Origin of the sequence: Streptomyces scabiei 87.22 (assembly GCF_000091305.1) — a bacterium.
Classification (GTDB): Bacteria; Actinomycetota; Actinomycetes; order Streptomycetales; family Streptomycetaceae; genus Streptomyces; species Streptomyces scabiei.
The window spans coordinates 7,662,798-7,689,408 of sequence record NC_013929.1 but is presented as its reverse complement, the minus strand read 5'-3'; the positions used below and the strand labels follow the sequence as shown (position 1 = coordinate 7,689,408).

At 72.0% G+C, this 26,611-nt stretch carries 26 protein-coding genes; 13 read left to right on the top strand and 13 right to left on the bottom strand.

What is annotated here, in order from left to right; all coding sequences use genetic code 11:
• Positions 1 to 24 precede the first annotated feature (24 nt).
• From SCAB_RS33195 to SCAB_RS33185, 3 genes are all read right to left on the bottom strand, one after another.
• Complete coding sequence (locus tag SCAB_RS33195) at positions 25 to 603, bottom strand: TerD family protein (RefSeq protein WP_013004489.1); 579 nt, start codon at positions 601 to 603, stop codon at positions 25 to 27.
• A gap of 172 nt (positions 604 to 775) precedes the next feature.
• On the bottom strand, positions 776 to 2,905 hold the full coding sequence (gene uvrB, locus SCAB_RS33190; protein ID WP_013004488.1) for an excinuclease ABC subunit UvrB: 2,130 nt from the start codon (positions 2,903 to 2,905) through the stop codon (positions 776 to 778).
• A gap of 39 nt (positions 2,906 to 2,944) precedes the next feature.
• Positions 2,945 to 3,811 carry an MHYT domain-containing protein gene (locus SCAB_RS33185; protein WP_013004487.1) on the bottom strand — a complete coding sequence of 289 codons (867 nt, stop codon included), beginning with the start codon at positions 3,809 to 3,811 and terminating at the stop codon, positions 2,945 to 2,947.
• A gap of 280 nt (positions 3,812 to 4,091) precedes the next feature.
• Here SCAB_RS33185 and SCAB_RS33180 point away from each other — a divergent pair, with 280 nt between their 5' ends.
• Entirely contained in the window at positions 4,092 to 4,964 is an 873-nt protein-coding gene (locus tag SCAB_RS33180) for a glycerophosphodiester phosphodiesterase (protein ID WP_037728092.1), read from the top strand.
• A gap of 83 nt (positions 4,965 to 5,047) precedes the next feature.
• A complete protein-coding gene (locus SCAB_RS33175) occupies positions 5,048 to 5,602 on the top strand; it encodes a methylated-DNA--[protein]-cysteine S-methyltransferase (protein WP_013004485.1) in 555 nt (184 codons plus the stop codon).
• 146 nt (positions 5,603 to 5,748) lie between these two features.
• On the opposite strand, the gene SCAB_RS33170 is transcribed toward SCAB_RS33175, so the two are convergent.
• Positions 5,749 to 6,177, bottom strand: a complete 429-nt coding sequence (locus SCAB_RS33170) for a VOC family protein (RefSeq protein ID WP_037728091.1) — start codon at positions 6,175 to 6,177, stop codon at positions 5,749 to 5,751.
• Between the two features lie 66 nt (positions 6,178 to 6,243).
• Between SCAB_RS33170 and SCAB_RS33165 the strand changes: the two genes are divergently transcribed.
• A complete protein-coding gene (locus SCAB_RS33165; RefSeq protein WP_173402926.1) occupies positions 6,244 to 7,182 on the top strand; it encodes a pseudouridine-5'-phosphate glycosidase in 939 nt (312 codons plus the stop codon).
• Position 7,183: 1 nt separating this feature from the next.
• Entirely contained in the window at positions 7,184 to 8,089 is a 906-nt protein-coding gene (locus SCAB_RS33160) for a carbohydrate kinase family protein (protein ID WP_013004483.1), read from the top strand.
• Positions 8,090 to 8,310: 221 nt separating this feature from the next.
• On the opposite strand, the gene SCAB_RS33155 is transcribed toward SCAB_RS33160, so the two are convergent.
• The gene (locus tag SCAB_RS33155; RefSeq protein ID WP_013004482.1) at positions 8,311 to 9,108 is read right to left on the bottom strand and encodes a class I SAM-dependent methyltransferase; all 798 of its coding nucleotides are present in this window, start codon (positions 9,106 to 9,108) and stop codon (positions 8,311 to 8,313) included.
• Between the two features lie 309 nt (positions 9,109 to 9,417).
• Between SCAB_RS33155 and SCAB_RS33150 the strand changes: the two genes are divergently transcribed.
• The gene (locus tag SCAB_RS33150) at positions 9,418 to 10,545 is read left to right on the top strand and encodes a magnesium and cobalt transport protein CorA (protein WP_037728085.1); all 1,128 of its coding nucleotides are present in this window, start codon (positions 9,418 to 9,420) and stop codon (positions 10,543 to 10,545) included.
• A gap of 166 nt (positions 10,546 to 10,711) precedes the next feature.
• Here SCAB_RS33150 and SCAB_RS33145 read toward each other — a convergent pair whose 3' ends face one another.
• Entirely contained in the window at positions 10,712 to 11,140 is a 429-nt protein-coding gene (locus SCAB_RS33145) for a CBS domain-containing protein (protein ID WP_037728084.1), read from the bottom strand.
• Positions 11,141 to 11,271: 131 nt separating this feature from the next.
• Positions 11,272 to 11,913, bottom strand: a complete 642-nt coding sequence (locus SCAB_RS33140; protein WP_078580228.1) for a nucleoside/nucleotide kinase family protein — start codon at positions 11,911 to 11,913, stop codon at positions 11,272 to 11,274.
• A 116-nt stretch (positions 11,914 to 12,029) separates the two neighbouring features.
• On the opposite strand from SCAB_RS33140, the gene SCAB_RS33135 reads away from it, so the two are divergent.
• The 3 genes from SCAB_RS33135 to SCAB_RS33125 all read left to right on the top strand — a co-directional run bounded on the left by SCAB_RS33135 (position 12,030) and on the right by SCAB_RS33125 (position 15,053).
• The gene (locus tag SCAB_RS33135; protein WP_013004478.1) at positions 12,030 to 12,713 is read left to right on the top strand and encodes a DUF2293 domain-containing protein; all 684 of its coding nucleotides are present in this window, start codon (positions 12,030 to 12,032) and stop codon (positions 12,711 to 12,713) included.
• Between the two features lie 207 nt (positions 12,714 to 12,920).
• Positions 12,921 to 13,400 (top strand): anthrone oxygenase family protein, encoded by a 480-nt coding sequence (locus SCAB_RS33130; protein WP_013004477.1) that lies wholly within the window; start codon positions 12,921 to 12,923, stop codon positions 13,398 to 13,400.
• Between the two features lie 165 nt (positions 13,401 to 13,565).
• Positions 13,566 to 15,053 carry a glutamate synthase subunit beta gene (locus SCAB_RS33125; RefSeq protein ID WP_041669949.1) on the top strand — a complete coding sequence of 496 codons (1,488 nt, stop codon included), beginning with the start codon at positions 13,566 to 13,568 and terminating at the stop codon, positions 15,051 to 15,053.
• A 95-nt stretch (positions 15,054 to 15,148) separates the two neighbouring features.
• Here the strand turns inward: SCAB_RS33125 and SCAB_RS33120 are convergent, their stop codons facing one another.
• Entirely contained in the window at positions 15,149 to 15,628 is a 480-nt protein-coding gene (locus SCAB_RS33120) for a carboxymuconolactone decarboxylase family protein (protein WP_013004475.1), read from the bottom strand.
• A 47-nt stretch (positions 15,629 to 15,675) separates the two neighbouring features.
• Here SCAB_RS33120 and pdxR point away from each other — a divergent pair, with 47 nt between their 5' ends.
• Positions 15,676 to 17,088 (top strand): MocR-like pyridoxine biosynthesis transcription factor PdxR, encoded by a 1,413-nt coding sequence (gene pdxR / locus SCAB_RS33115; RefSeq protein ID WP_013004474.1) that lies wholly within the window; start codon positions 15,676 to 15,678, stop codon positions 17,086 to 17,088.
• Positions 17,089 to 17,356: 268 nt separating this feature from the next.
• On the opposite strand, the gene SCAB_RS33110 is transcribed toward pdxR, so the two are convergent.
• The 3 genes from SCAB_RS33110 to SCAB_RS33100 all read right to left on the bottom strand — a co-directional run bounded on the left by SCAB_RS33110 (position 17,357) and on the right by SCAB_RS33100 (position 19,412).
• Positions 17,357 to 18,160 carry an SAM-dependent methyltransferase gene (locus SCAB_RS33110; RefSeq protein ID WP_037728077.1) on the bottom strand — a complete coding sequence of 268 codons (804 nt, stop codon included), beginning with the start codon at positions 18,158 to 18,160 and terminating at the stop codon, positions 17,357 to 17,359.
• Positions 18,161 to 18,251: 91 nt separating this feature from the next.
• Complete coding sequence (locus SCAB_RS33105) at positions 18,252 to 18,542, bottom strand: DUF397 domain-containing protein (protein WP_013004472.1); 291 nt, start codon at positions 18,540 to 18,542, stop codon at positions 18,252 to 18,254.
• A 9-nt stretch (positions 18,543 to 18,551) separates the two neighbouring features.
• On the bottom strand, positions 18,552 to 19,412 hold the full coding sequence (locus tag SCAB_RS33100; RefSeq protein WP_037728075.1) for a helix-turn-helix domain-containing protein: 861 nt from the start codon (positions 19,410 to 19,412) through the stop codon (positions 18,552 to 18,554).
• Positions 19,413 to 19,706: 294 nt separating this feature from the next.
• Here SCAB_RS33100 and SCAB_RS49305 point away from each other — a divergent pair, with 294 nt between their 5' ends.
• From SCAB_RS49305 to SCAB_RS33085, 3 genes are all read left to right on the top strand, one after another.
• Positions 19,707 to 20,648 (top strand): ATP-binding protein, encoded by a 942-nt coding sequence (locus SCAB_RS49305; protein WP_013004470.1) that lies wholly within the window; start codon positions 19,707 to 19,709, stop codon positions 20,646 to 20,648.
• Positions 20,649 to 20,698: 50 nt separating this feature from the next.
• Positions 20,699 to 21,115 (top strand): hypothetical protein, encoded by a 417-nt coding sequence (locus SCAB_RS33090; protein WP_013004469.1) that lies wholly within the window; start codon positions 20,699 to 20,701, stop codon positions 21,113 to 21,115.
• 252 nt (positions 21,116 to 21,367) lie between these two features.
• A complete protein-coding gene (locus SCAB_RS33085; RefSeq protein ID WP_173403023.1) occupies positions 21,368 to 23,344 on the top strand; it encodes an ABC transporter ATP-binding protein in 1,977 nt (658 codons plus the stop codon).
• A gap of 2 nt (positions 23,345 to 23,346) precedes the next feature.
• Here SCAB_RS33085 and SCAB_RS33080 read toward each other — a convergent pair whose 3' ends face one another.
• Both SCAB_RS33080 and SCAB_RS33075 read right to left on the bottom strand, forming a co-directional pair.
• On the bottom strand, positions 23,347 to 23,532 hold the full coding sequence (locus SCAB_RS33080) for a hypothetical protein (protein WP_037693204.1): 186 nt from the start codon (positions 23,530 to 23,532) through the stop codon (positions 23,347 to 23,349).
• 203 nt (positions 23,533 to 23,735) lie between these two features.
• Positions 23,736 to 25,778, bottom strand: coding sequence for an FUSC family protein (locus tag SCAB_RS33075; RefSeq protein ID WP_013004466.1), 2,043 nt, complete (start codon positions 25,776 to 25,778; stop codon positions 23,736 to 23,738).
• 381 nt (positions 25,779 to 26,159) lie between these two features.
• On the opposite strand from SCAB_RS33075, the gene SCAB_RS33070 reads away from it, so the two are divergent.
• Positions 26,160 to 26,573: a RidA family protein gene (locus SCAB_RS33070; protein ID WP_013004465.1), complete on the top strand. Its 414-nt coding sequence runs from the start codon at positions 26,160 to 26,162 to the stop codon at positions 26,571 to 26,573.
• The last annotated feature ends 38 nt before the right edge of the window (positions 26,574 to 26,611 follow it).

Sequence of the window (26,611 nt, the reverse complement as noted above, 5' to 3'; positions counted from 1 at the left end):
CACCGCGTGCCGCGTCGATCTCGCCTAGAGAACCGGCAGGATCGCCGGCATCAGGTCCTGGAAGGTACGCCCGTTGGCGGGTGTGCCGATGGCGGTCATCTGCCATCCCGCGCCCGCGCGGTGCACCTTGGCCATGATCTGGGCCGTGTACTGGCCGCCGCCCGCGAGGGTGTAGCGCGCGAGCTCCTGGCCGTTGGTCTCGTCGACCAGACGGCAGAACGCGTTCTGCACCTCCTGGAAGGTCTGGCCCGTGAAGGAGTTCACGGTGAAGACGATCTGGTCGATGTGGACCGGCACCCGGGCCAGGTCGACGAGGATCGCCTCGTCGTCGCCGCCCTGTCCCACGCCGCCGACGAGGTTGTCGCCGGTGTGGCGGACGGAGCCGTCGTCGCTCACCAGGTGGCGGAAGAAGACGACATCGACGGGCTGCTTGTCCGCGAACAGCACGGCGGAGGCGTCGAGGTCGATCTCACGGGTGCGGGATCCGAACAGGCCGCGCCTGGGGGCAGCCTGCCAGCCGAGACCCATGCGTACCGCGGTCAGGCTGCCTCCGTCGTTCTTCTGCAGACTGATGGCCTGACCCTTGGTCATGTTGACGGTCACGCGCTGTTTCCCCTCTCGAACTGTCCCCTGTTTCCGCGGAGTCCGCGGATGTGCAGCACCTTACGCAGCGGCACCGGCATCGCCGCAGCCTGTGTGGCACTTTGTGTCGGTCTTGCAACACATCGCGTCCGCGCCGGGGGTGTGCCCCGCGCCTCGGCGTCCGGCCCGGCCGTCAGGCCTGTCCCGCCTCCCTCATCTGCCGCAGTTCCTTCTTCATCTCGGAGACCTCGTCACGCAGCCGGGCGGCGATCTCGAACTGCAGGTCGGCGGCGGCCGCGCGCATGCGCTGCGTCATCTCCTCGATCTGCTGGGCCAGCTCGGCGGCAGGCCGGTCGGTCGGGCCGGCGTCCTTCGCCGCGCCCCTGGCCGCCCCGGCCGCCCTGCCCTTGAGGGCGGGGACGGGGGCCTTGGCGGCCTTGCCGTCCTTCTGCTGCCGGTAGCCCGTGCCGAGGAGCTGCTCGGTGTCGACGTCCTCGCGGGCGATCCGCGCGACGATGTCGTTGATCTTCTTGCGCAGCGGCTGGGGGTCGATGCCGTGCGCCTTGTTGTAGGCGACCTGCTTCTCCCGGCGGCGGTTGGTCTCGTCGATGGCCTTCGCCATCGCCGGGGTGATCCTGTCGGCGTACATGTGGACCTGCCCCGACACGTTGCGCGCCGCGCGGCCGATGGTCTGGATCAGTGAGGTCCCGGAGCGCAGGAAGCCCTCCTTGTCGGCGTCGAGGATCGCCACCAGGGAGACCTCGGGGAGGTCGAGGCCCTCCCGCAGGAGGTTGATGCCCACCAGGACGTCGTACTCACCGGCCCGCAGCTCGCGCAGCAGTTCGACGCGGCGCAGGGTGTCGACATCGCTGTGGAGGTAGCGGACCTGGATGCCCAGTTCCAGGAAGTAGTCCGTGAGGTCCTCGGCCATCTTCTTGGTGAGGGTGGTGACCAGGACCCGCTCGTCCTTCTCGGTGCGCTGCCGGATCTCGTGCACCAGGTCGTCGATCTGGCCCTCGGTGGGCTTGACGACGACCTCCGGGTCGACCAGGCCGGTGGGGCGGATGATCTGCTCGACGTGGCCGTCGGAGCGGGACAGTTCGTACTGTCCGGGGGTCGCCGAGAGGTAGACCGTCTGGCCGACGCGCTCCTGGAACTCCTCCCACTTCAGGGGACGGTTGTCGAGGGCGGAAGGCAGCCGGAAGCCGTGGTCCACGAGGGTGCGCTTGCGGGAGGCGTCGCCCTCGTACATCGCGCCGATCTGGGGCACGGTCACATGGGACTCGTCGATGACGAGGAGGAAGTCGTCCGGGAAGTAGTCCAGCAGCGTGTTCGGCGGGGAGCCGGGCTCGCGGCCGTCGAAGTGCATCGAGTAGTTCTCCACGCCGGAGCAGGAGCCGATCTGGCGGAGCATCTCCAGGTCGTACGTCGTGCGCATGCGCAGCCGCTGGGCCTCCAGGAGCTTGCCCTGCTTCTCCAGCTCGGCCAGGCGCTCCCCCAGCTCCTTCTCGATGTCGTTGGCGGCGCGCTCCAGACGCTCGGGGCCGGCGACGTAGTGCGAGGCGGGGAAGACGTACAGCTGCTGGTCGTCGCTGATGATCTCGCCGGTGAGGGGGTGGAGCGTGGAGAGGGCCTCGATCTCGTCGCCGAACATCTCGATGCGGACGGCGAGTTCCTCGTAGACCGGGAAGATCTCGATGGTGTCGCCGCGGACGCGGAAGGTGCCGCGGGTGAACGCCAGGTCGTTGCGGGTGTACTGGATGTCCACGAAACGGCGCAGCAGCTCGTCCCGGTCGAACTCCTCGCCGACCCGCAGGGGGACCATGCGGTCCACGTACTCCTGGGGCGTGCCGAGGCCGTAGATGCAGGAGACCGAGGCGACCACGACCACGTCCCGGCGGGTGAGCAGCGAGTTGGTCGCGGAGTGGCGCAGGCGCTCCACCTCCTCGTTGATCGAGGAGTCCTTCTCGATGTAGGTGTCCGACTGCGGGACGTACGCCTCGGGCTGGTAGTAGTCGTAGTACGAGACGAAGTACTCGACCGCGTTGTTCGGCAGCAGCTCGCGGAACTCGTTGGCCAGCTGGGCGGCCAGGGTCTTGTTCGGCGCCATCACCAGGGTGGGGCGCTGGAGCTTCTCGATCATCCACGCGGTGGTGGCGGACTTGCCCGTACCGGTCGCGCCGAGCAGGACGACGTCCTTCTCACCCGCCCCGATGCGCCGGGCGAGCTCGGCGATGGCGGTGGGCTGGTCACCGCTCGGCTGGTAGGAGCTGACGACCTCGAGGGGCGCCACCGTGCGTTCGATCTTGGAAACGGGCCGCATGAACCCACCGTACGACCCCGCACTGACAACGGGCTCCGATCAGCGGTTCTGCGGGGTGCGGGAACCGCGCTCGCGGTGCTCGCGGGCGAGGCGGGACTCCGGGTGCCGGCAGGTGTGGGCGGTGGCCTGGGCCGGAATGCCGGGCCGCCGCTCGACCGGAACCGTGTGGAACCTTCCCATGATCATGAACGGGTCGAACATCACGACGACGCCGGCGAGCAGCAGGAAGACCAGCGGGCCGATGATCAGCGGGGCGAGCAGACCGGCGGACGAGGCGCCGTCGGCCGGGGCGGTGGTGGTGCCGTGGACGTGGACGTCGAGGGCGGCCATGCCCGTGTAGTGCATGCCGCTGACGGCGATCCCCATCACCAGTCCGGCGCCGACGCTCCACAGGAAGCCGCGGACCTGCCCGGCGGCCCACAGGGCGGCGATGGCGGCCACCACGGCGATCACGACGGACGCGGCCACGGTGACCGTGTCGTATTCCAGCGTCCCGTGCAGACGCAGTCCGGCCATGCCCAGGTAGTGCATGGAGGCGATGCCCAGTCCGGTGATGGTGCCGCCGGTGAAGAGCGCGGCCCCCGTCGCCCCCTTGGAGGTGACCATGAAGATGCCGATACCGACCATGACGATCGCCACCGCGAGACTCGCGAAGGTCATCAGGGGGTCGTAGCCGACCGGGGCCTGCAGAACCTTGAACCCCATCATCGCCACGAAGTGCATCGTCCAGATGCCGGAGCCGATGGCCGCCGAGCCCAGGGCGAGCCAGCCGATCCGCCGGCCCCCGTCCACGAGCATCGATCTGGTGGTGCAGCGCAGACCGAGCGAGCCACCGAGGCAGGCCATGAGATAGGCCACCACCGGTGTGACGAGTCCGTAGCTGAAGCCGTCGACCGTGCCCTGCATTCGCGGCTGCCTTTCCCGCCCTGTCGCGTCCCTGTCGGTTTCCCTGTCGTGCCCCGCCCCGGGACCGCCAGGACGGTCAGGGTGTCGCAGAGAGTATGACCCCCACCGGAATGGTCGAACGATTTTCCGGCAAAGAAACACGTCCTTGCCTCACTTGTGCGGTGCCCGTGAGCGGACTTGGGCAACTCCATTCAATTCGTGGTCATCCTGCGCCCCTCTGTCGTTGACCCTCTGCTGTCACTCTTGAGCTGACCGTGATCGTTCGACGCGAGGAGTACGCATGCACGTGCGCGCAGTTGCCGCCGCGACCACAGCGTTCTTGGGGGCCACCGTCCTCCTGCTCCCCTCTTCCGCCGCCCATGCGGCCGCCGATGCCGAGAATCCGCTGGTCGTCGTCGCCCACCGCGGAGCATCCGCCTACGCGCCCGAGAACACCTTGGCCGCCGTCGACAAGGCCGACGAGATGGGCTTCGAGTGGGTCGAGAACGACGTCCAGCGGACGAAGGACGGCAGACTCGTCGTCCTCCACGACGCGACGCTGACGCGGACGACCAACGTCGAGGAGCTCTACCCCGAGCGCGCTCCCTGGAACGTGGCGGACTTCACCGCCGCGGAGATCGCCCGCCTGGACGCGGGCAGCTGGTTCGGCAGCGACTACGCGGGCGCGCGCGTGCCGACACTGGAGCAGTACATGAGGCGTGTGACGCGCAACCACCAGAAGCTCGTCCTGGAGATCAAGAACCCGCAGCTCTATCCGGGCATCGAGCAGCAGACCCTGAAGGTCCTCGGCAACGAGGGCTGGCTCGGCCCGGAGCAGCTGGAGCGACTGGTGATCCAGAGCTTCGGCGCCGACACCGTCCGGCGGGTGCACGAACTGCGCCCGGCGGTGAAGACCGGCCTCCTCGGCACCCCGGACATCGCCGACCTGCCCGAGTACGCGACGTTCAGCGACCAGATCAACTCGTCGTACACGACCGTCTCCGAGTCGTACGTCGCCACGCTCCACGCGCTCCAGGGCCCGCACGGCAGACCGCTGGAGATCCTCACGTGGACCGTGAACGACGCGGCCAACGCCCGCCGGGTGGCGGGCTACGGCGTGAACGGCATCATCACCAACAAACCCGACGTGGTCAGAGAGGCCACACAGGGCTGAGGGAGTCCCGGCGGCAAGGGCGTGCGGACCGGAACGGAACGTACGTCGGCGCCGTTGTCGGTGGCGCCCCGTACGGTGGTCGCATGAACAGCCATGCGCAGGACGAGCAGCGGGTCGTGTGGGCCGTCATCGGCACGGACATCGGACCGCTGCTGCTCGCCGCGACGGACGAGGGCCTCGTGCACGTCGCGTTCCACGCCACGGACGCGGTGCGCGAGCGGACCCTCGACCGGCTCGCCTCCCGCCTGGGCACCACCCCCGTGGAGGCGCCCGGCGCCCCCCGGCTGGCCGAGGCGATACGCCAGGTCGAGGCGTACTTCGCGGGCGAACGCCATGACTTCGACCTGCCGCTGGACTGGTCGCTGATCTCGGGGTTCAACCGTCAGGTGCTGCGCGAGCTGGCGTCCGGCGTCCGCTACGGCTCGGTCGTGGGCTACGGCGACCTCGCACGGCGTGTGGGGCAGCCGGGCGCGGCCCAGGCCGTCGGGATCGCCATGGGTTCGAATCCGCTGCCCGTGGTCGTGCCGTGCCACCGTGTGGTCGAGAGCGACGGCGGCATCGGCGGGTTCGGCGGCGGGCTGGAGACCAAACGGAAGCTGCTGGCCCTGGAGGGCGTGCTTCCGGAGCCCCTGTTCTGAGTCCGAGCCGCGGCGACGGGCCGCTTCGTACGTCCGTGTAAGGCCCGTACCGAGGTGTCAGAGGGCGCCGAGGACGGGGGCCATGGCGCGAATCGGTCATCGGGCACTGTTCCGGTCACCGCAGAGTGGCCGAAAACCGATCATGATCAGTCGTAGTGGCGAGCCTCCAGGACGTTGCCGTCCGGGTCCCGGAAGTAGAAGCTGCGCCGGGCCGCTCCCCGTGCGCCGAAGGAGTCGTGGGAGAAGGCGGAGACGGGAACCTCCCTCTCCTCCAGACGGGCGCGCAGTTCGTCGAAGGCGTGCCCGGGCAGGGCCAGGCAGACGTGGTTGACCGGGTGGCCCGCACTGTCGGCGGCGCCGGGCACCATGGTCAGGGTCTCGGCCATGGCGAGCGGCATGAGGTCGAACAGGGTCTCGTCGTTGAGGCGCACGGAAGGGAAGGGAGCTCGTCCCTCCGCGTACGCGCTCACCCTCACGGGCTCCAGGCCGACGGCCTCCTCGTAGAAAGCGGCCGCGGCGACCGGCTCCCGCACCCAGAGGACCACGTGGTCGAGACGTGTCGTGTTCTCCTTCATGCCCCTCAGGCTGGTGTCCTGCGCCACAGGGCGCAAGGGTTTGGCCGGGCGCGCCGTCCGCCAGGGATGAGGGAAGAACGACAGACAGGAGGCGAGCGCGTGCTGGTGGTGTCCGAAGAGGTGCGGGAAGCGGTTGACGCGCGTCGACCCGTGGTGGCGCTGGAGTCCACGATCATCGCGCACGGGCTTCCCCGCCCGCGCAATCTGCAGGTGGCACGGGAACTGGAGGAGGTCGTCCGGCAGGAGGGTGCCGTCCCCGCGACGATCGCCGTGCTCGACGGACGGCCGCACATCGGCCTCGGCAAGGACCAGTTGGAGCGGGTCGCGAACGAGGACGGCATCCGCAAGCTCGGACACCGGGACCTGCCCCTGGCGGTGGCCTCCGGGGTGAGCGGCGCGACCACCGTGTCCGCGACCGCCCAACTGGCGGCCCTGGCAGGCGTACGGGTGTTCGCGACGGGCGGGCTGGGGGGCGTGCACCGGGAGTGGACGTCGACCCAGGACGAATCCGCCGACCTGGGGCTCCTCGCCCGCACCCGGATCACCGTGGTGTGCGCCGGCGTGAAGTCGATTCTGGACGTCCCGGCCACCCTGCAGCGCCTGGAGACGCTGGGCGTCGCCGTCGCCGGTTACGGCACCGACCGTTTCCCCGGCTTCTACCTCTCCGACTCGGGCCATCCGGTGGAGTGGACGCTCCGTTCCCCGGGCGAGGTCGCGGACGTCATGCGGGCACAGGACACGCTCAAGGGCCCGGAGTCGGCGCTGATCGTCGCCAACCCCGTACCGGAGGAGGAACAGCTCGACCCCGCGCTGCACGCGCGCGTGCTCGCCGAGGCGCTGCGGGCCTGCGAGGCGGAGGGCGTCACGGGACAGGGTGTCACGCCGTTCCTGCTGAGCTACCTGGTCAGGCACACCGACGGCGCCTCCCTCACCGCCAACCTGGCGGCGGTGCGCGGCAACGTACGGCTCGCGTCACGGATCGCGACGGCCTGGGCCGGGGCGTGACATGAGCGGGGCGCTGCTCGTCGTGGGCGACGTCGTCACGGACGTCGTCGCCCGGCACCGCGGACCGCTCGCCGCGGGCACCGACACGGCCTCCGCGATCCGGACACTGCCGGGCGGGGCGGGTGCCAACGTGGCCTGCTGGGCGGCCCACTGGGGCTGCGCCGACGTACGGCTGCTGGGGCGCGTGGGCACGGACGGGGCCGAGTGGCACGAGCGGGAGCTGCGGGCCTCCGGGGTCCGGCCGCATCTCGTCGTCGACCCGGACGCGGCCACGGGTACGGTGATCTGCCTGGTGGACACGGGCGACGCGGCCGAACGCACGTTCCTCACCGACAGTGGCGCGGCGCTGCGGTTCGACCTCGACGACTGGTCGCCGTCGCTGCTCGACGGGGTCGCGCGGCTGCATCTGTCGGGCTATCTCTTCTTCTCGGAGCCGAGTCGCGCCCTGGTGTCCGTCGCTCTGCGGTCCGCCCGCGCGCGTGGCGTCCCGGTCAGTGTCGATCCCGCGTCGGCGGGGTTCCTCCGGCGGCTGGGCGTGGCCCGTTTCCTCTCGCTCGTCGAGGGGGTCGACCTGTTGCTGCCCAGCCGCGACGAGGCGAGCCTGCTGACCGGACTGCCCGATCCGGCCGACGCGGCGGCCAAGTTGAGCCGTCTCGTGCCCCTGGTCGTGGTCAAGCAGGGCGCGGAAGGCGCGCTGGTCGCCCGGAACGGGGACGGTGCCGTGTCACGGATTCCGGCGACTCCCGCGATGCCCCTCGACACCACCGGCGCCGGCGACGCCTTCACCGGGGCCTTCCTGGCCACGCTGCTCGCGGGCGCCGAGGCCGAGGAGGCGGCGGCGGAGGGGTGCGGGGCGGGGGCGCGGGCGGTGGAGAAGGTGGGAGGGAGACCGCCGGTGGCGGGTTGAGGTGTTTGCGGTGCCCGTGCGGTTCCCGTGCGGGGCGGGTGGGGTGCGTGGGGCGGATGGGTGCGGCCGGGTACGGACGGGTGACGGGTCGGTAGGTGGGCGGTGCGGGTTGCGGTCCGGTGGCGCGCGGGCGGGTGGACGGTAGGGCTGTGGTCCGTGGCTCACGGGTCGCGGGGCGCGGGGCGCCTCCGGGGCGCCGGGTACGGGACCCGGCCGTTTCGCTATGCCTTCCGGCCCCAGGCCGAGATCAGCGGCGGGGCGGCGATGTCCAGGGCGCCGGAGGCGACGTCGGCCAGATGCCGGTCGATCTCCTCCTCCGTGGCGAGGTTCGCCGTGACGAGCGCCCCCCGCAGCCGGCCGACGGTCGTCGACTCCAGCGCGGCACAGGCGGGTGAGGCCACCGGGAAGTACGCGTCGGCCCCCACGCCGCGCAGCCCCGCCGCCCGTAGCAGGCGCGGGAGCCGGCGGCCGTGCGCCGGGTCGATACCGCGTTCGACGAGCAGCGTGCGGACGGCCTCGTGGAGCCGGTTGGCCAGCTGCTGCTCGGGGCCGGACTCCTCCAGGCAGGCCAGGGGCTGGAGAGCCGGGTCGGCGTCCTCGATCAGGAGCCGTCCGCCGGGTCGCAGGGCCCTGATCATCGACAGCAGCGCGCTCTCGCGGTCCGTCGCATGAGCCAGGGCGAGGCGGGCGTGGACGAGGTCGAAACCGTCGGCCGGAGGCTGGTCGACGCCCAGGTGGTGGACGAGGGCCTCCACCGGTGGGCGGGTGACCGAGGGAACGGCCCAGGAGATGTCGGTGTCGGTCGCGATGACCTTGCCGGTCGGTCCGACCTTCTTGGCCAGCCAGGAGACCACGGTGGTGCCGCCCGCGCCGACCTCCCAGCAGCGCCAGCCCGAACCCAGGCCGAAGCCCTCCATGTGCCGGAACGTCGTGGGATCGAAGAGCGTGGCGAAGGCGTCGGGGCCCTGGCCCGTCTCGGCCTGCCGTTGGTCGAGGAGATACCCGTCGGTTCGCATCATGGGGAGATCATCCCATTTGACCGACTTATCACCGATGGCGACGCTCCAGCGGCACGCGAGGGAGGCCGACGGCGACCGGATCCGGCGGGCCGGACGAGGACCGCCGAACAAGGGCGGCCGGACGAGGACCGCGGGACGAGAACTGCCGGACGAGACCGGCAGACCGGAACGGTCGGACCGGCAGGCCCGTCTACAAACGAAGTGGAGCGTTCCGTTCCCACAGCCTTACCCGGCACTCGTCCGGCCCTGGCAAACTGGCGCGACAGGGCACGAAGTGCGGTGCGAGGGGATTCACGCGAGGAGATCCAGATGTCCATGGCAGGGAATCTGCGGAAGGTCACCGGCCTCGACAAGGTCGGTGGCCTCCGCAGGATGGCACGGCTGGCCCGACGGCGTCCCCGCGTCGACCTCAGCCATCCCGCCCGCTCCCCGCTGGGCACCTCGGTGGTGAACTGCGTGACCTACCACAAGGGTGTCCGGTCCCCCGGCGGCCGCGATGTGGTCGAGGCCGTCAAACAGGTCCGCAAGCACGACCACGGCTTCGTCTGGCTCGGACTGCACGAACCGACGCAGCGGGAGTTCGCCGGCATCGCCGAACTCTTCGACCTGCACCCACTGGCGGTCGAGGACGCGGTCGAGGCACATCAGCGTCCCAAACTGGAGCGTTACGGCGACACTCTGTTCGCGGTGTTCAAGACGGTCTGCTATGTCGAGCACACGGAACTGACCGCGACCAGCGAGGTGGTGCACACGGGCGAGATCATGGTGTTCGTCGGCGCCGACTTCGTGATCACGGTCCGGCACGGGCGGCACGGCTCACTCGGTCCGCTGCGGGAGGAACTGGAAGCGAACACCGAGCAGTTGTCGAAGGGACCGGCCGCGGTGCTGCACGCGATCGCGGACCACGTGGTCGACGACTATCTGAACGTCACGGACTCGGTCCAGACGGACATCGACCAGGTCGAGTCCGATGTGTTCGCCGCGAACGGCGCGCGCGTCGACCCGGGGCGGATCTACCAGCTCAAGCGCGAACTGCTCGAACTGAAGCGGGCGGTGGCCCCGCTCGCCCGTCCCCTGCTGGAACTGACCTCACGGCCGATCCGGGTGGTGGAGCCGGAGATACAGGCCTACTTCCGGGACGTCTCCGACCACCTGCTGCGGGCCACGGAGCAGATCGCCGCGTTCGACGAACTGCTCAACTCGATCCTGCAGGCACACCTGGCGCAGGTCAGCGTCGCGCAGAACGAGGACATGCGAAGGATCACGGCCTGGGCGGCGCTGATCGCCGTGCCGACGATGGTGTGCGGGGTCTACGGCATGAACTTCAGGTACATGCCCGAACTGCACTGGAAGTTCGGCTACCCGCTCGTCCTGGGAGTCATAGCCATGGCCTGCGCCACCCTCTACCGGGGGTTCAAGCGCAACGGGTGGCTGTGACCCTCCGGCGCAACGGGGACGGCGCGGCGGCACGTAGGTCGTCGGGCGGCCGGATCGGAACCTCGGTGGGTTCGGACGGTCGGATCGGAACCTCGGTGGGTTCGGACGGTGGGTTCGGACGGTGGGTTCGGAACCTCGGTGGGTTCGGACGGTGGCTTCGGTTGGATCAGGGCGCCGTGGTCTTGGCGTACACGCTCTCGACCCACGCGGCGATCTGGTCGTCCGACAGATGACGGGCGAGGTCGGCCTCGCTGATCATGCCGACGAGCCGCTTGTTCTCGATCACCGGAAGCCGGCGGATCTGGTGCCCCTTCATCTCCTCCAGCACCTCGGCGACGTCGGCGTCGGCGGCGATCCAGCGCGGGGTTCCCTTGGCCATCTCGCCCGCCGTGATCGTCGACGGGTCGTGGCCCAGGGCGACACAGCCGACGACGATGTCGCGGTCGGTGAGGATGCCGCAGAGCCGTTCGTTCTGGTCACTGATGGGGAGTGCCCCGACGTTCAGCTGACGCATCAGCTGCGCGGCGCGGTCCAGGGTCTCGTGGGCGGGGATCCACTGGGCTCCGCGGTGCATGATGTCTCCGGCGGTGGTCATGTGGTACCTCCCGGTGCCGGACGGCCGGCGCGGCGCAGGAGGCACCGCTGGTCCCGGCGCCCTTCATTCTTGCCGCGACCGGAGCGAAGCGCACTCGCAGAGGCTCACTCCTGCCACGTGGGACGGGTGCCTCACCCCTTCCAGGCCGGGTGGCGGGGGTCGTCCGCGCGCACCAGCACATCCGCGGTGGCAGCGGGGTCCGTCTTGGCCTCGTAGCGCTCGAACGCGGGGAGCGTCCAGTGTTCGTGCTCGGGGGTGCGGCGGCGCAGGGCGCCGGAGGAGAGGAGGACGTGGACGGTCAGGTCGAAGGGGAACCAGTGCTTGAGGAGGAGAGGTCCGTGCGTCAACAGGATCGCGCCGGGCGGGAGTTGCACGTAGGGGCTCCGGGTCGCCCGGTCGGTGGTGGGATCCCAGAGATCGGGCAGGACCCGGCCCGTGCCACCGGGGTCGAGGGGGCCGAACACCTCACGCCACAGGGCGGCGGTGTCGAACCAGCCGTCGTAGTAGGCCTCCACGTCCTCGTGGCCGTACTCGAACCGGAGCGAGGCGGGCCGGAGGAACCCCTCGGTGCCCACGACGAGCGAGGACCTGCCGCGTATGCGCAGTGCCTGAGACACCCGGTCGGCGAGATCTTCCGGGCGGGAGGCCGGGGCTCCGTCGAAGGCGATGCGTGGCCAGGGCGATCCGTCGTCCGGCTCCAGGTCGACGATGCGGTCGGCGAGGAGGTCGCCGAGCCGTTCCCAGGTGATCGCTTCGAAACGCACACGGCCCATGATGCCGCGCCCGGCAGACCGCACTCGGGCCGGCCGGGACCCCGGGCTGTGCGCCGGGCGCGACGCCGCCTCGACAACGGCGTGACCGTGCGGCCACCAGCGGGAATGAACCGCGTATGGCAGCGCTCGCTACTCCCCCGCACCGTACCGGGATCGTCGTCGTTCAGGCACTCAGGAGGAAGCACTGCGCCGAGTGCCGGAGCGGACCGGTGGCGCTGCTGGTGCTGGAGGAGGGGGCGCCGCGCTGCCTGGACTGCGCGGACCTGGGGCACCTGGTGTTCGTGCCTCGCGGTGACACCGCGCTCACGCGGCGGGCCCGGGAGGAGAGTGCGCTGTCGGCGGTGGTCGTACGGTTCAACCGGCGCCGGAGCCGGTACGAGCGCCAGGGTGTCCTGGTCGAGGACGCCGCGCTCGCCCGCGCCGAGGAACGGTGCCTGGCGGACGCCGAGGTGCGGCGCCGGCGTCGGCTGCGGGACGCGCGGCGGCGGGCGGTGGAGGACGTGCGTTTCACGGACGCGTTCGCCGCGGAGATACGACGGTTGTTCCCCGCGTGTCCGGCCGGGCGCGCCGAGGAGATCGCCGCCCACGCGTCGTTGCGCGGCAGCGGCCGTGTCGGTCGCAGCGCGGCCGGCCGCGCGCTCACACAGGTCGCGGTGACCTCCGCCGTCATCGCGTCCGTACGGCACGTGGACACGCCCTACGACCGGCTGCTGATGACCGGCGTGCCCCGGCACGAGGCGCGACGACGGATCGCGGGGGCGGTGGAGGCGAGGCTGCGGGAGTGGCGGGGGGTGGGGTGAGGGGGCGGGGTGGGAGGGGAGGGGAGGGGGAGGGGGAGGGGGAGGGGCCCCCTCCCACCCCGCCCCGCCTGTGGCCGTGGCTGTGGCCGTGGCTGTAGCCGTGACTGTGGCTGTGGCCGTGGCCGTGGCCGTACGGATGTTCACTTGTGGTGACACTGGGTGCGGGGCAGGATCTTGGGGATTCGGGGGATCGAGGTGGGAGCGGACATGATCGATGGGCCGTACTTCGTGCTGACGGTGCTGGGGCTGCTCGGGACGGCGATCGTGGCGGGGGTGTTCTGCGGTTTCTCGACGTTCGTGATGAAGGGGCTGGCGTCGTTGCCTCCCGCGCAGGGTGTGGCGGCGATGCAGGCGATCAATGTGAGCGCGTTGACTCCGGCGTTCATGCTCGTGTTCGTGGGTACGGCGGTGCTGTGTGCCGTGCTGGCGGTCGTGACGTTCGTGCTGTGGCCGGACGAGGGCAGGGTGGAGTTGCTGCTGGGGAGCGCGCTGTACCTGTTCGGCTGTTTCGGGGTCACGATGGTGGCGAACGTGCCGCGCAACGAGACGCTCGCCGGGCTGGACGCGGATACCGCGGAGGCCGCGTCGTACTGGCGTGAGTACGTGAGCCGATGGACGACGTGGAACACCGTTCGGGCGGTCGCGTCGGCCGGGTCCGCCCTGGCGTATCTGCTCGCGCTGGCCTGAGGCGGGGGCGGCGGGCGCGTCGTATCGTGGCGGGAAGAGAGTGCCGCCCGACGGCGTACGGCCTCGCGCTTCACGCCCCCCAGCCCCTCATGCCGGTCCAGTCCGCCGGCCGCTGCCGTGCACGGCCGCAGCCGTACGCGTACGTCATACGTGAGGGAGACGGCCATGGCCGATCCCAAGGGTTTTCTGACCACGTCGCGCGAGGAGTGGCCCCGTCGTCCTGTGGAGGAGCGGGTGCGGGACTGGGACGAGGTGTATGTCCCGGGGGCGCTCCTGCCGATCGTGAGCAGGCAGGCGGACCGTTGCATGGACTGCGGGATCCCGTTCTGTCACGACGCCTGTCCGCTGGGGAATCTGATCCCCGAGTGGAACGACCTGGTGTCGCGGGAGGACTGGCGGGCGGCGAGCGACCGGCTGCACGCCACGAACAACTTTCCGGAGTTCACCGGACGGTTGTGTCCCGCGCCGTGCGAGGCGGGTTGTGTGCTGGCGATCAACCAGCCCGCGGTGACCATCAAGAACGTGGAGGTCGCGATCGCGGACCGGGCCTGGGCGGACGGTTTCACGACGCCGCGTCCGCCGGACCGGCTGTCGGGGAGGACGGTCGCCGTCGTCGGCTCCGGGCCCACCGGGCTGGCGGCGGCGCAGCAGCTGACGCGGGCCGGTCACACGGTGGCCGTGTACGAGCGGGCGGACCGGATCGGAGGGCTGCTGCGGTACGGGATCCCGGCGTTCAAGATGGAGAAGCGGCATCTGGACCGGCGGTTGGAGCAGATGCGGGCGGAGGGCACGAAGTTCCGTACGTCGACCGCGGTGGGCAGGGATGTCGGGGCGGCCGAGCTGCGGGCCCGGTACGACGCGGTGGTGATCGCCACGGGGGCCACGGCTTGGCGTGAACTGCCTGTTCCGGGGCGGGAGTTGGGCGGTGTTCATCAGGCGATGGAGTATCTGCCGCTGGCGGACCGGGTGTGCGAGGGGGATCTGGAGGTGTCGCCGCTCTCGGCCGCCGGGAAGCATGTGGTGATCGTCGGGGGTGGTGACACGGGGGCGGACTGTCTGGGGACGGCGGTGCGGGAGGGGGCCGCGTCCGTGACGCAGTTGGACATCTATCCGCTGCCGGAGGCGGAGCGTGACGAGGATGTGGAGCCGTGGCCGACGTATCCGAAGGTCTACCGGCTCTCGGCGGCGCACGAGGAGGCGCGTGATCTTCGGTCGGCGCCGGCGGCGGACGCGGACGCGCGGCTCTTCGCGGCGTCCACGCTCCGGTTCACGGGGGACGCGTCGGGGCGGGTGAGCGCGTTGCACCTGGTGGAGGTCGACGGAGGGCGGCGGGCCCGCCCCGGTACCGAGCGGACGCTGCCCGCCGATCTGGTCCTGCTGGCGCTGGGGTTCTCGGGGCCGGACCGTGATGACGGGCTGGTGGAGCAGCTGGGGCTGACGCTCGATCCGCGCGGGACGATCACGCGGGGGCCGGATTTCGCGACCACCGTGCCCGGTGTGTACGTGGCCGGGGACGCGGCGCGTGGGCAGTCGCTGGTCGTCTGGGCGATCGCCGAGGGGCGTGCGGTGGCGGCCGCGGTGGACCGGAGACTGACGGGTACGGCACGGCTGCCTGCTCCGATAGGACCGTACGACCGGCCCATGACGGCGTAACGGCGTGCGCGTACCGGCGTAACGGCGTGTGCGTACCGACGTGACGGCGTGACGGCCCGACCGGGTGGAGGCCGTGCACGCCGGGACCGGGCTGTTCAGCGGGTGTCGGTGCCGGCTCGTTTGGCGGTGGCGAGGGCGATGCGGTTCCACGTGTTGATGGTGAGGATCAGGGCGATGACGTGGGCCAGTTCGGTGTCGTCGAAGTGGGCGGCGGCTTCCGCGTAGACGTCGTCGGGGACGCCGGTGTCGGCGACGAGCGTGACTGCTTCGGTGAGGGCGAGAGCGGCCTGTTCGCGGGCGGTGAAGAAGTGCCGGGCCTCTTTCCAGACCGGGATCATGTGCAGCCGGTCCTCGCTCTCGCCGGCCTTGCGGGCGTCGGTGGTGTGCATGTGGAGGCAGTAGGCGCAGTGGTTGAGGTGGGAGGCGCGGATCTGGATGAGTTCCACCAGGGCCGGGTCGAGGCCCTCGCGGGCCGCCGCGTCGAAGCCGACGAGGGCGCGGAAGGCGGTTCGGGCGGACTTCGCGAAGTCGAGGCGGGGAAGTGCGGTGGCGGGGCCCGTCGTGTTCGTCGTCATGACCATGAATCTACGGCGTGGAAAGACCTCTCGTAGGGTGCATTTCCATGGTGGATTCGTGGGTCAATTCGGCGGAGCGGATCGGGGCCGATCTGCATCTGGAACTGTCGCGTGGGGGTGGGCGGCGGGCGGCGTTGATCCGGGCGTTGCGGGACGCGGTGCGGGGTGGGCGGCTCGCTCCGGGGACCCGGTTGCCTCCGTACCGCTCGCTGGCCGCGGATCTGGGGGTCGCCCGGAACACGGTGGCCGACGCGTACGCGGAGCTGGTCGCGGAGGGCTGGCTGACGGCGCGGCAGGGCTCGGGGACGCGGGTCGCCGAGCGGGCCGAACCGTCGGGTGTCGGCGCGCGCCCGCCGAGGGAGGTTCTGGCCCGGTCGCGTGGGCCTCGGCACGACCTGCGGCAGGGTGCGCCGGACGCGTCGGCGTTTCCGAGGGCGGCCTGGGCGGCGTCGTATCGCAGGGCGTTGACGCGGGCGCCCAACGAGGTGTTCGGGCCCGGTGATCCGGCCGGGCGGGTCGAGCTGCGGGAGGCGCTGACCGAGTATCTGGCGCGTGCGCGGGGCGTGCGGACCGGGCCGTCGCGGATCGTGGTCTGTTCCGGTTTCGCGCACGCGTTGCGGCTGCTGTTCCACGGGCGGGTGCTGCGGGGGCCGCTGGCCGTGGAGTCGTACGGTCTGGGTTTCCATCGTGAGCTGCTGTCGGCGGCCTCGGTCCGGACAATTCCGTTGCCGCTCGACGAGGACGGGGCCGGGGTGGACGGGCTGGGCCGGGAGCGGGCCGTGCTGCTCACTCCGGCGCATCAGTTCCCGACCGGGGGTCCGCTGCATCCGGTCCGGCGGGCGGCTGTCGTGGACTGGGCACGCGCGCGTGGCGGGCTGGTGCTGGAGGACGACTACGACGGGGAGTTCCGTTACGACCGCAAGCCCGTCGGGGCGTTGCAGGGGCTGGATCCGGAGCGGGTGGTGTACATCGGTTCGGTGAGCAAGAGCCTGTCGCCGGCGTTGCGGCTGGGGTGGATGGTGCTGCCGGAGCGGTATGTGGGTGCCGTGCTGGAGGCGAAGGGGGAGCGGGAGGCGTGGGCGAGTGTGCCGGAGCAGTTGGCGCTGGCGGACTTCCTGGTCTCCGGGGCGTACGACCGTCATGTGCGGCGGATGCGGCAGCGGTATCGGGCGCGGCGGGACCGGCTCGTCGCGGCCCTCGCCGCGCAGGCGCCGCACATCGAGGTCACCGGGATCGCGGCCGGGCTGCACGCCGTGCTGCGGCTGCCGCCCGGGACCGAGCGGTCCGTGGTGAGGGCGGCGGTCTGGCGGGGGGTCGCGCTCGACGGCCTCGCGGAGTTCCGGCATCCGGGGGCCGTGGGGGACGCGCCGGACGGGCTGGTGGTGGGGTACGCGACGCCGCCGGAGCATGCGTACGGGGCGGCGGTGGAGGCGTTGTGCGGGGTGTTGCCGCCGGGGTGAGCGGGCGCTGCGGTGTGCGGGGCGCCTCCGGCGTGCGTGTGCGGGGCGGCTCCGGCGTGCGGGGCGCTCCCATGTGCTGCGCGCCCCCGGCACCCCTGCACCTTCCACGCCCCCAGGCACCCACTCCCCCACGCACCCGTGCGCGGCGGTCACGTCCCCGGCGGCGGGCGATCGCGTGCCCGCCGATCACGCTCCCGGCGATCACATGCGCGCGCGGCGCGTGCCTCCCGGCGCGCGCCGCGCTCGTCACAGCGGGGTCCGTCGAGTCCTACGGCTTGCGCGCCACCGCTCCGTAGCCAGGGATGATCCCGTCGTCCTGTCCGGGGACGGGTTCGCCGAGTTCGGGGTGCCAGTGCTGGGGGACCTCGACGCCGGGGTCGATCAGTTCGAGGCCGTCGAAGAAGCGGGTGAACTCCTCGCGGGAGCGCAGGGCCAGGGTGACGCCGGCGGCCTTGAGTTTCTCCGTGGCCGCCTTGGACTCCTCCGGGGTGAAGTCGGCGGTGGCGTGGGTGACGACCAGGTAGCTGCCGGAGGGCAGGTGGGACATGAGTCGTCGGACGAGGGTGTGTGCGCCGTCCTGGTCGGGGACGAAGTGGAGCAGTGCGATGAGGGAGAGCGCCACGGGCCGGGTGAGGTCCAGCACCTTTGCGGCGCCCTCGATGATGGCGTGCGGGTCGCGCACGTCGGCCTGCAGGTATTCGGTGCGCCCCTGGGGGGTGCCGCGCAGCAGGGCGGCGGCGTGGGCCAGCACGATGGGGTCGTTGTCGCAGTAGACGACGGTCGCGTCCGGGGCGACGCGCTGGGCGACCTGGTGGAGGTTCGGTTCGGTCGGGATGCCGGTGCCGATGTCGAGGAACTGGCGTACGCCGTTCTCCGCGAGCCAGCGTGTGGAGCGGTGCATGAAGGCCCGGTTGACCTGTGCCATCACCGGCACCCGGGGGTCGAGGGCCAGCATCTGTCTGCCCATGGCCTCGTCCACGGGGTAGTTGTCCTTGCCGCCGAGATACCAGTCGTACATGCGTGCGGGGTGTGGTCTGCTCGTGTCGATCTCGACGGGGGGACTCCCGTTCATGACGGACTCCAGGGGAGGGTGCGGCGGCAGGTGATCAACTCAAGGCCAACTCAGTGAAAACGGCTGAACAACAGGGAGTGCGCAACGGGCCTCAGGAGAGGAGGAAGTCGGCCACCCCCGCCTTGGCGCCCTGGATGAAGGCGTTCATCTCGTCGGGTGTGTAGATCAGCGCCGGTCCGTCGGGGTCGGTGGACTGCCGTACGGCGATGCGGCCGTCGGCGAGTTTCATGGCCTCCAGGCAGTTGCCGCCGTTGCCTCCGCTCCAGGGCTTGTGCCAGCCCTCGCTGCCGAGTTCCCGGGCGGGCATGCCGTTGTAGACGCGTGTGCGCGACTGCTTGCGCGTGCGCGGCTGCGACTGCGGCTGCGACTTGATGTATTCCATTCGGTGTCTTCAGAGCTCCTTGCGGAGATCCCGGAGGATCTCCTTCGTGCGTTGTGCCGTGGCGGCCTGCGCCGCCATGCGGTCCATGACCTCGAGGTGGGTCGCCACCTCGGAGCGGTCGTCCAGATAGACGGCGCCGGTCAGGTACTCGCTGTAGACCATGTCCGGGAGTTCGGGCATGGCGAAACGGAACAGGACGAACGGCCCGTAGGTGCCGGGGTGCGGTCCTGTGTCGAAGGGGGCGACCTGGAGGGTCACATGCGTCAGTTCCATGGCCTCCAGCAGTCGGTCGATCTGCGCGCGCATGACGGCCGGTCCTCCGACGGAGCGGCGCAGGACGGTCTCGTCCATGACGCACCACAGCCGGGGTGCGTCGTCACGGGTGAGCAGTTCCTGCCGTTGCATGCGCAGGGCGACGTGGCGTTCGATGTCGTCGGGCTTGGTCTGGCCGATCGCGCCCGAGGTCATGACGGCACGCGCGTAGTCCTCGGTCTGCAGCAGTCCGGGGACGAAGTGGGGGTCGTAGCCGCGGATGAGGCCGGCGGCGCCCTCCAGGCTGACGTACATGGAGAACCAGCCCGGCAGGATGTCGTGGTAGCGCTGCCACCAGCCGGGTTTGTTGGCGTCCTCGGCGAGCCGGACGAAGGTCTCGGCCTCCTCGTCGGCCACTCCGTACGCCTTCAGCAGGAGCTGGAGGTAGGGGATCTTGAGGGCGACCTCGGCGGTCTCCATGCGGCGGACCGTGGCGGCGGTGACGTGCAGGATGCGTCCGGCCTCCTCGCGCCGGATGCCCGCGCGCTCGCGCAGGTCCAACAGGCGTCGGCCCAGCACGACCTGGCCGACCGTCGGCGCGGACCGCGGCTCGCTCATCTCGCCCCTCTCCGTCTCTGAACTCTGCGCCGGCCGGTGTCCGGCGGGCGGCGTGTCCGGTCCTGCGGTCCCGGCAGCCGGGCGGCGCCGTTCGGGGGTGGCGCGCCACGCGGGTCCGTGTGCACGCATGAACACTGTGCGTGCTTATGAATGTTGTGCGAGGGATTTCCAACTGGCGCCGCTACACGTGCTGTTGCGTGCAGTGTGCCACGAGCGTTCAGAGAGTCATACGGCACTCTGCAATTTTCAGAGTGACACTTGCCAAGTGTTCACGGCGGGGCGATAGTGGCAAGCGTGATTCCGCCCCCTGCGCCGTTAGGAACAGACGCCGCCGGAGACCGTGTCGGTCCCGGTCCGGCCGCCGGGGCGCGCCCCGAGACCATCGCCGAGCGCCGGTTCCGCTTCGAGCTGGCCGCGCACCCGGGTGCCGTGGCCCAGGCCCGGCGTGTGACCCGCACCCAGCTCACCGGCTGGGCCGTCTGTGAGGACGCCTGCGACACGGCCGCGCTGGTCGTGTCGGAGCTGGTGACCAACGCGATCGTGCACACCGCGAGCGCCCAGATCATCTGCGAGCTGGTCGACGGCGACGAACTGGTGCGCATAGCGGTACGGGACGAGGGCTGCGCGCCCGGTGAGCCGCACCCCTCACCGCAGCGTCCGGAGGAGGAACACGGCAGAGGGCTGCTCCTCATAGAGTCGATGTGCCGTTCCTGGGGGGCGCAGCCGGTGGGTCTGGGCCTGCTGGTGTGGGCGGACGTGCCGCGCGGGCTGGTCCCCGACGCGGTCTCCCCCGGCCTGGGCGCGAGCGCGGTCGTCGTCACGGGTCCGGCCGCGGGCGTGGACACCGCGGCACGGTCCGATCTGGGCTGGGGCGCGAAGAAGCCGCCGACGGAGGACCGCGACGGTGAGCCGGAGGCGTTCCGGCTCCCGGGTCCCGGCGGCCCCGATGACGCCGGGGCCCGCGGAGGCACCGCGCCCCGCCGTGGTGCCGAGGTCCGCAGGAGCACCGAGTCCTGTGCGGCGGGCGACGCCCGGCGAGGCGCGGAGGCCCGTGGGGCCGGCGACGTCCGCAAGGGTGCGGAGGCCCTTGCGGGGAGCGAGGCCCGCCGGGGCGCCGAGGTCCGCAGGGGCATCGTCGGTCTCGCCGTGGCCGGGGGCCGCGCGGGTGCGGACAGTCGTACGGAAGTCGAGGTCCGGCCGGAAGTCGGACGGTGGTCGGGGGCCGAATGGGTGTGAGCGCGTCGATCGGTCCCGCTCTGCCCCCCGGTGGGGGCAGAGTGGCTCGCGTGGTGAGCCTCGACACCCTGACCCGACTGCGCCGCGCCCAGCGAACCGCTGCGACGCCCCGCCCCCGCCCCCTTGCCCTGCCCGAGGGCATGACCGCGCCGATGGGCTGTGACGCGGTGGCCGTCCCGGCCCGCTTCGGGCCGCTGGTCCTGCCCCGGCTGCCCCGCGTGGGCTGCGTCTACGCCGACCGGGCGCACTGGTGGTGGATCGTGCCCGCCGACTCCGACTACGCGCTGCAGTGGCCCGCGCCGGTGCGCTACACCACCGGGGCGCTGGTTCCCGACGGCGCGGACGTGCCCGGGCTGATCCTGCGGCCGGAGGGTGCCATTGCGTACACCCCGCCGATACCGCTGTACCTGGCGTTGTGCCGCGTCACCGGGACGACTCCGTCGTGGTCCCGGACGATGACCGCGTAGCGCCCCGGCGGCCTGGCCGCGCTCCGCCGGCCGAGCGGCACTCCTCCCGCATCCCCGCTCCTCCCGCATCCCCGCTCCTCCCGCATCCCCACGTCTCCTCTCCCTCTCCCTCCCCTCTTCGCGCCCCGCGTGCTCCGGGCGGGTGGGGTCGCTTCGTCGTGCGCCCTGGCCGGGGACCGGGCACGCCGGGATAGTGGCCTGTCGGCGACGACTCGGGGGAGGCCGCGGGTGGGCACAGCGCGTGACGGGGACATGCCGGAGACATCGGAGTCGGAGCTGCTGCTGTTCGGGGGGCCGCTGCGGTACGACATGGGCTGGTCGCAGCATGCGAACGCGTTTCTGGAGCTGAACTTCCGCGCGATGGTGCGGCGGCTGCCGTCGCTGCTCGCGTCGAGCTTCCGGCTGGCCTGGCAGGCGGACCGGTGGGCCGCCCGGACCGTACTGGCGTCCGAGGCGGGCCGCGGCCTCGCCCAGGCGGTGAGTCTGCTCGCGATGAACTCGGTCCTGGCCCGGCTGATCGCGGACGGCACCGTCGAGCAGCGGCTGCGGGGGGCGGCCCCCGCGCTCGTCACCATCGCCGCCGTGATGCTGGTGTCCACCCTGCTGCGGGCCGCGTCGACGTACGCGACGGGCCGGCTGGAGCCGAAGGTGGAGCGCGTCGCGACCGAGCTGTATCTGGAGCGGGCGGCGGCCGTGGAGCTGTCCGCGATCGAGGACGACGGTTTCCACAAGCTGCTCGACACCGCGAAGTACGGTGCCCAGTCGGCCCGCAGGATGATCAGCTACTCGGCGCGCGTGGTGAACGCGCTGATCTCGCTGATCGCGGCGGCCGGTGTGCTGACCGTGCTGCATCCGGCCCTCCTGCCGCTGCTGGTGACGATGACGCTGCCGAGCGCCTGGAGTTCCCTGACGATCGCCCGGCGCCGCTACACGTCCTTCCACGCCTGGGTGCAGCACGCGCGCGCGGGGTATCTGATCGGTTCCCTGCTGATCGAGCCGGAGGCGGCCCCGGAGATCCGGGTGCACGGCGTCGGCCCGTTCCTGCTGCGCCACTTCCGCTCGATGTCGGAGACGGCGGAGGCCGAGCAGGCCCGGCTGGCCCGGCTGGCGGCCCGTACGGGCCTGTACGCGGCGCTGTGGACGGGGCTGGCCACCGTGGCGACGTACGCGACGCTCGGTGCTCTGCTGCTCGGCGGCGCGATGGCACTGTCGGTGGCGGGGACGGCGGTCATCGCCATCCGCACCGGTTCCGCGAGCCTCGACACCCTGGTGCTGGAGGTGAACTCCCTGCACGAGGAGGCCCTCTTCGTGGGCGACATGCAGCGGCTGTACGTGGAGGCCGCCAAGCGGGCGATCCCGGAGGGCGGTGAGCCGCTGCCCGAGGACCCGCGGGAGATCCGGGTGGAGAAGGTGACCTTCACCTATCCGGGCAAGTCCGCGCGGCCCGCGCTGGACGACGTGACCCTGACCGTGCCGCTGGGCAAGATCGTGGCGCTCGTCGGGGAGAACGGTTCGGGCAAGACGACCCTGGTGAAGCTGCTCGCCGGGCTGTACGCCCCCGACCGGGGCAGGATCATGTGGGACGGTGTGGACGCGGCGCGCGTGGACCGGCGGCGGCTGGCCGAGCGCATCGCGATGGTCGCGCAGGACTTCAAGCGGTGGCCGTTCACGGCCCGCGTCAACCTGGCGATCGGCCGCCCCTCGGCTCCGCTGACGGAGGAGCGGCTCGCCGCGTCCGTGGCGGAGGCCGGGGCTCAGGACGTCGTGGAGGATCTGCCGCGCGGGCTGGACACGCTGCTGGGCAGGGGGTTCAGCGGCGGGCACGAGCTGTCGGGCGGGCAGTGGCAGCGCCTCGGGATCGCGCGGGCGGCCTACCGGCGCGGGCGCGTCCTGATCGTGGACGAGCCGACGGCCGCTCTCGACGCCCGCGCCGAGCTGGAGGTCTTCGAGAAGATCCGCGCGCTGGCGGGCACCGGTCAGACGGTCGTCCTGATCACGCACCGGCTGGCGTCGGTGCGCCATGCCGATCTCGTGCACGTCCTCGACCAGGGCCGCCTCGTGGAGTCCGGCACCCCGGACGAGCTGCTGGCCACGGGTGGGGTGTACGCGGAGCTGTACTCGCTCCAGGCGGAGCAGTTCGCGGCGAAGGTACCCGCGCCCGCGCGGGTCGCCACGTCGGCGCCGGCCGGGGCCTCCGCGACGAAGGTACCCGCGCCGAAGCCGGGGTGAGGTCAGGCCGACGCGGTCACGGCGGTGTCGGCGCCGCGCACGATGACCAGGAACATGTCGGTCGCGATGTCCATCACGACCTCGGCCTGCTGCCCCTCGAGGCGGGCCGCGTGCGCCAGCTCCTCGGCCGGCCACGAGCCGCGCGGCCCACCGGCGGGAAAGCGCCCCAGCACCGTTCGCCCGTTCACGCTGCACCTCCATGTCCCGCTGCACCCGTGGTTCCGTGATCACGGCCGGGCAGCTTGTAGATTTAAACGCCAACCACGGGGTGAACGGCTCGGGAAGTGACGGTACTGAGACGTAGTTGACACGAGGTCAACGGCGGATCGTGAGGTACCTCTCGGAAACCACACATTCCGGTGACGCTACGTGCCGAATCTTGCGCTTATAGTCACTCCTCGCACTCGTCGCGGGTGGCCGACTCCGGATCCCGGCCGCCCGGCACTCCGGCCATGTCCGGCGCCTCGGGAAGGCTGGGGCCGATGTGCCTGCGGTGGCGGGTGAGTTCGTCGAGGAGTGCGCTGAGGCGGTCGGTGTGGTGGCGGCTGAGGCGGCCCGCGTCGTCCAGATGCACGGCGCAGGCGGTGGTGGTGTCGACCAGTCGTTCGAGGGCGGCGGCGACCTCGTCGGTGCCCTCGGTGTGCCGGGCCAGGGCGGGCAGTTCGGCACCGGAGAGAGCGATCGCCCCTCGGGCGCGGGCGAGCGCGCGGTACGCCTCGCGGCGCAGGGCCCAGCGTGCCGCCCGCTCGTCGGCCGCGTCCGGCAGGGCCGCGCCCACGGACACGGTGACCCCGTTGGGGGTGGCCGACCCGCGCGCCGGGGACGCCGCGTACGCCCCGGAGCGGGCGCCCGGCGCGCGCGACTCGTCCAGGACGTGCGCGAGATAGGCGTACGCCGCGGTGCCCGCTTCGGTGAGCCGGGTGCGCACGCCCCCGCCGCGCTGCCCCTTCGGCATCGGCAGATGGCCGACGACGAGGACGATGGCGCAGGCCAGCAGCGTCTCGCCGATCCGGCTCCAGGAGGCCTGGGAGTCACCGCCGGCCATGACGAGGGCGAGGACGAGGACGGTGACGACGGCTGTCTGGGCGGCGAAATGCCGGGTGGCGACGGGGATCAGCGCCCCGCTGACCGCGACGAGCGCGACGAGCCCTTCGGGCCGGGGCAGTACGGCGGCGAACCCGGCGAAGAGCACCGCGCCGAGCACGGTCCCCGCGGCCCGGCACAGCACCCGGGACACCAGCGGCCCCAGGTCGGGCTTGACCAGGAAGACGGCGGTCGCGGGCAGCCAGTACCAGTGCTCGTGGTGCAGCGCCTGCGCCACGGCCGCGGCCGCACCGAAGGACAGGGCGACCCGCAGCCCGTACTCGCGGCCGCCGGCCCCGAGACCGAGCCGGAACAGGGAGCCGAGCGTGCGGCGGCGGGTGTGCAGGGCGCGGGGGTCACCGCCCCGGTCGAAGGTCTCGGCGGCGCGCAGGAGCGCGTCGTCGAGGGCGCGCAGCGCCGGCTCGACGGGGGCGCCGGCGGGCGGACGGGGAAGAGCGCGGGGCAGGACGGGCGCGGGCAGCGGTCCGGTCGTGGTGTTGCCCCGTACGGCCGCGGCGAGCCGCCGGGGTCCTTCGGAGGCGCGGCCGACCACGGCGTCCCCGGCCCAGGCCAGCGCCGTCGCCGCCTCCGCCAGGGGCAGCGCGGCGGCGTACTGGGCGTGCAGCCGCCACTCGGCCGACGAGCCGGCGTGGCGCCGCAGCCGGGGGCCGGCGAGCGCGTCCTGGGCATGGTCGAGGGCGGCGGTCAGCTCGGCCCGCCGGGTGGGCGCGCCGGGGGTGCCGACGGCGTCCAGCAGTGCGGCGATCGCGTCGTAGACGGCGGCGACGGCGTCCCGTTCGCCGTCGAAGCGGTAGTCACCGGCGGTGAGGACGGCGGGTGTGGGGAGGGCGAGGCGCAGGGCGAGCAGCCATCCGGCGCCGGCCAGGTAGGCGAGCGCCCGCTGCCAGCCCGGCTCCGGCAACGGCATGCCCGCGCCGACGGCGGCCGCGACCAGCAGTTGGGTCCCCGCTCCGGAGGCCACGAGTCCGACCGCGCTCATCCCGCCGGCGAGGAGGCCGAGTGCGGTGAGCAGCAGGGTGAGGACCACGGCGCCGGTGTACTGCCCGGCGTAGGTGCCGGCGAGCAGGCCGACGGCTCCCGCGAGCGCGGGCACCCCGAGGCGCTGGACGGCCACGCGGCGGCTTCCGGGGCGGTCGTTGATCCCGGCGAGCATGGCGCCGAGCGCGGCGAGGACCCCGGCTGAGGGCCGGCCCAGCAGCACGGCGGCCAGCAGCAGCGGCCCGCCTGCCAGTGCCCCGCGCACCATCGCGTTCCAGGGCACCGGTCCGCTCTGCGCGCGCAGAGCGTGGGCGAGCCAGGGTGGCAGGGCGGGGGCGGCGGGGCGGGACACGGGGCTCCTGTCGTCGGGTGAGGGCGGGGGTGTGCCTTCGGGCGACGGTGGCCGGGGCGTGGGCGGGGGGCGTGGACGCGGCGTGTGCGGTGCGGCGGCACCGGGGGGAGCGCGCCGCACGCACGTCGTACCGGTCTTCGGTGCCCCTACGGTAGGTGCCCAGCCTGGAGGATGTGGAACGCTCGTATTGCCGCGATGTGACGATCGCTGCAGATGCCACGTTCTTTATGAACGCAATCGGGGCGCGCGGACGCGGGCCGTCCCGGAACGGCGGCACGGGTCATCACGGGGAGGGACGGGACCATGGGTGGCCCGGAATTCGGATGCGGCCGTGGCGGGAGATCCGCATCATCGACGGGTCGTCCACCACGAGGAGCCTTCATGATCCAGCGCACCACCGTCCCCGGTCTCTTCACGCCGCCCGTGTACGCGCACGCGTCCGTCGTCGAGGCCGGGACGAAGCTCGCGTTCCTCGCCGGCGCCGTTCCGCTGGACGCCGACGGGAAGCTGGTCGGGGAGGGGGACCCGGTGCGGCAGGCCGAGCAGGTGCTGGCGAACCTCGGGGAGCAACTGCGGGCGGTGGGCAGCGACTTCGAGCACGTCGTGTGCACCGATGTGTATGTCGTCAGCGGTGAGCCCGCGGCCCTCTCCGCGGTCTGGGACGTCGTGGAGGCGTCCGGCCTCAGCATCGGCCCCCACTCCTCGACCCTCCTCGGCGTGGCCTGCCTGGGCTACACGGGCCAGCTGGTGGAGATCACGGCGACGGCGGTGGTGCCGGAGCCCCCGGCCGCGTAGGCGAGGGCTCCGTGCGGTGAGCAGCGCGCTTCCGCCCC

Excerpts from the sequence above, each read along its gene's own strand:
- SCAB_RS33135 (WP_013004478.1), top strand. The coding sequence starts at position 12,030 with ATGGCAGCGCTCGCTACTCCCCCGCACCGTACCGGGATCGTCGTCGTT.
- SCAB_RS33155 (WP_013004482.1), bottom strand. The coding sequence starts at position 9,108 with ATGATGCGAACCGACGGGTATCTCCTCGACCAACGGCAGGCCGAGACG.
- SCAB_RS33180 (WP_037728092.1), top strand. The coding sequence starts at position 4,092 with ATGCACGTGCGCGCAGTTGCCGCCGCGACCACAGCGTTCTTGGGGGCC.
- SCAB_RS33170 (WP_037728091.1), bottom strand. The coding sequence starts at position 6,177 with ATGAAGGAGAACACGACACGTCTCGACCACGTGGTCCTCTGGGTGCGG.
- pdxR (WP_013004474.1), top strand. The coding sequence starts at position 15,676 with ATGGTGGATTCGTGGGTCAATTCGGCGGAGCGGATCGGGGCCGATCTG.
- SCAB_RS33185 (WP_013004487.1), bottom strand. The coding sequence starts at position 3,811 with ATGCAGGGCACGGTCGACGGCTTCAGCTACGGACTCGTCACACCGGTG.
- SCAB_RS33175 (WP_013004485.1), top strand. The coding sequence starts at position 5,048 with ATGAACAGCCATGCGCAGGACGAGCAGCGGGTCGTGTGGGCCGTCATC.
- SCAB_RS33100 (WP_037728075.1), bottom strand. The coding sequence starts at position 19,412 with ATGAGCGAGCCGCGGTCCGCGCCGACGGTCGGCCAGGTCGTGCTGGGC.
- uvrB (WP_013004488.1), bottom strand. The coding sequence starts at position 2,905 with ATGCGGCCCGTTTCCAAGATCGAACGCACGGTGGCGCCCCTCGAGGTC.
- SCAB_RS33165 (WP_173402926.1), top strand. The coding sequence starts at position 6,244 with ATGAGGGAAGAACGACAGACAGGAGGCGAGCGCGTGCTGGTGGTGTCC.
- SCAB_RS33110 (WP_037728077.1), bottom strand. The coding sequence starts at position 18,160 with ATGAACGGGAGTCCCCCCGTCGAGATCGACACGAGCAGACCACACCCC.
- SCAB_RS33160 (WP_013004483.1), top strand. The coding sequence starts at position 7,184 with ATGAGCGGGGCGCTGCTCGTCGTGGGCGACGTCGTCACGGACGTCGTC.
- SCAB_RS33125 (WP_041669949.1), top strand. The coding sequence starts at position 13,566 with ATGGCCGATCCCAAGGGTTTTCTGACCACGTCGCGCGAGGAGTGGCCC.
- SCAB_RS33085 (WP_173403023.1), top strand. The coding sequence starts at position 21,368 with ATGCCGGAGACATCGGAGTCGGAGCTGCTGCTGTTCGGGGGGCCGCTG.
- SCAB_RS33070 (WP_013004465.1), top strand. The coding sequence starts at position 26,160 with ATGATCCAGCGCACCACCGTCCCCGGTCTCTTCACGCCGCCCGTGTAC.
- SCAB_RS33105 (WP_013004472.1), bottom strand. The coding sequence starts at position 18,542 with ATGGAATACATCAAGTCGCAGCCGCAGTCGCAGCCGCGCACGCGCAAG.
- SCAB_RS33140 (WP_078580228.1), bottom strand. The coding sequence starts at position 11,913 with ATGGGCCGTGTGCGTTTCGAAGCGATCACCTGGGAACGGCTCGGCGAC.
- SCAB_RS33145 (WP_037728084.1), bottom strand. The coding sequence starts at position 11,140 with ATGACCACCGCCGGAGACATCATGCACCGCGGAGCCCAGTGGATCCCC.
- SCAB_RS33150 (WP_037728085.1), top strand. The coding sequence starts at position 9,418 with ATGTCCATGGCAGGGAATCTGCGGAAGGTCACCGGCCTCGACAAGGTC.
- SCAB_RS33120 (WP_013004475.1), bottom strand. The coding sequence starts at position 15,628 with ATGACGACGAACACGACGGGCCCCGCCACCGCACTTCCCCGCCTCGAC.
- SCAB_RS33130 (WP_013004477.1), top strand. The coding sequence starts at position 12,921 with ATGATCGATGGGCCGTACTTCGTGCTGACGGTGCTGGGGCTGCTCGGG.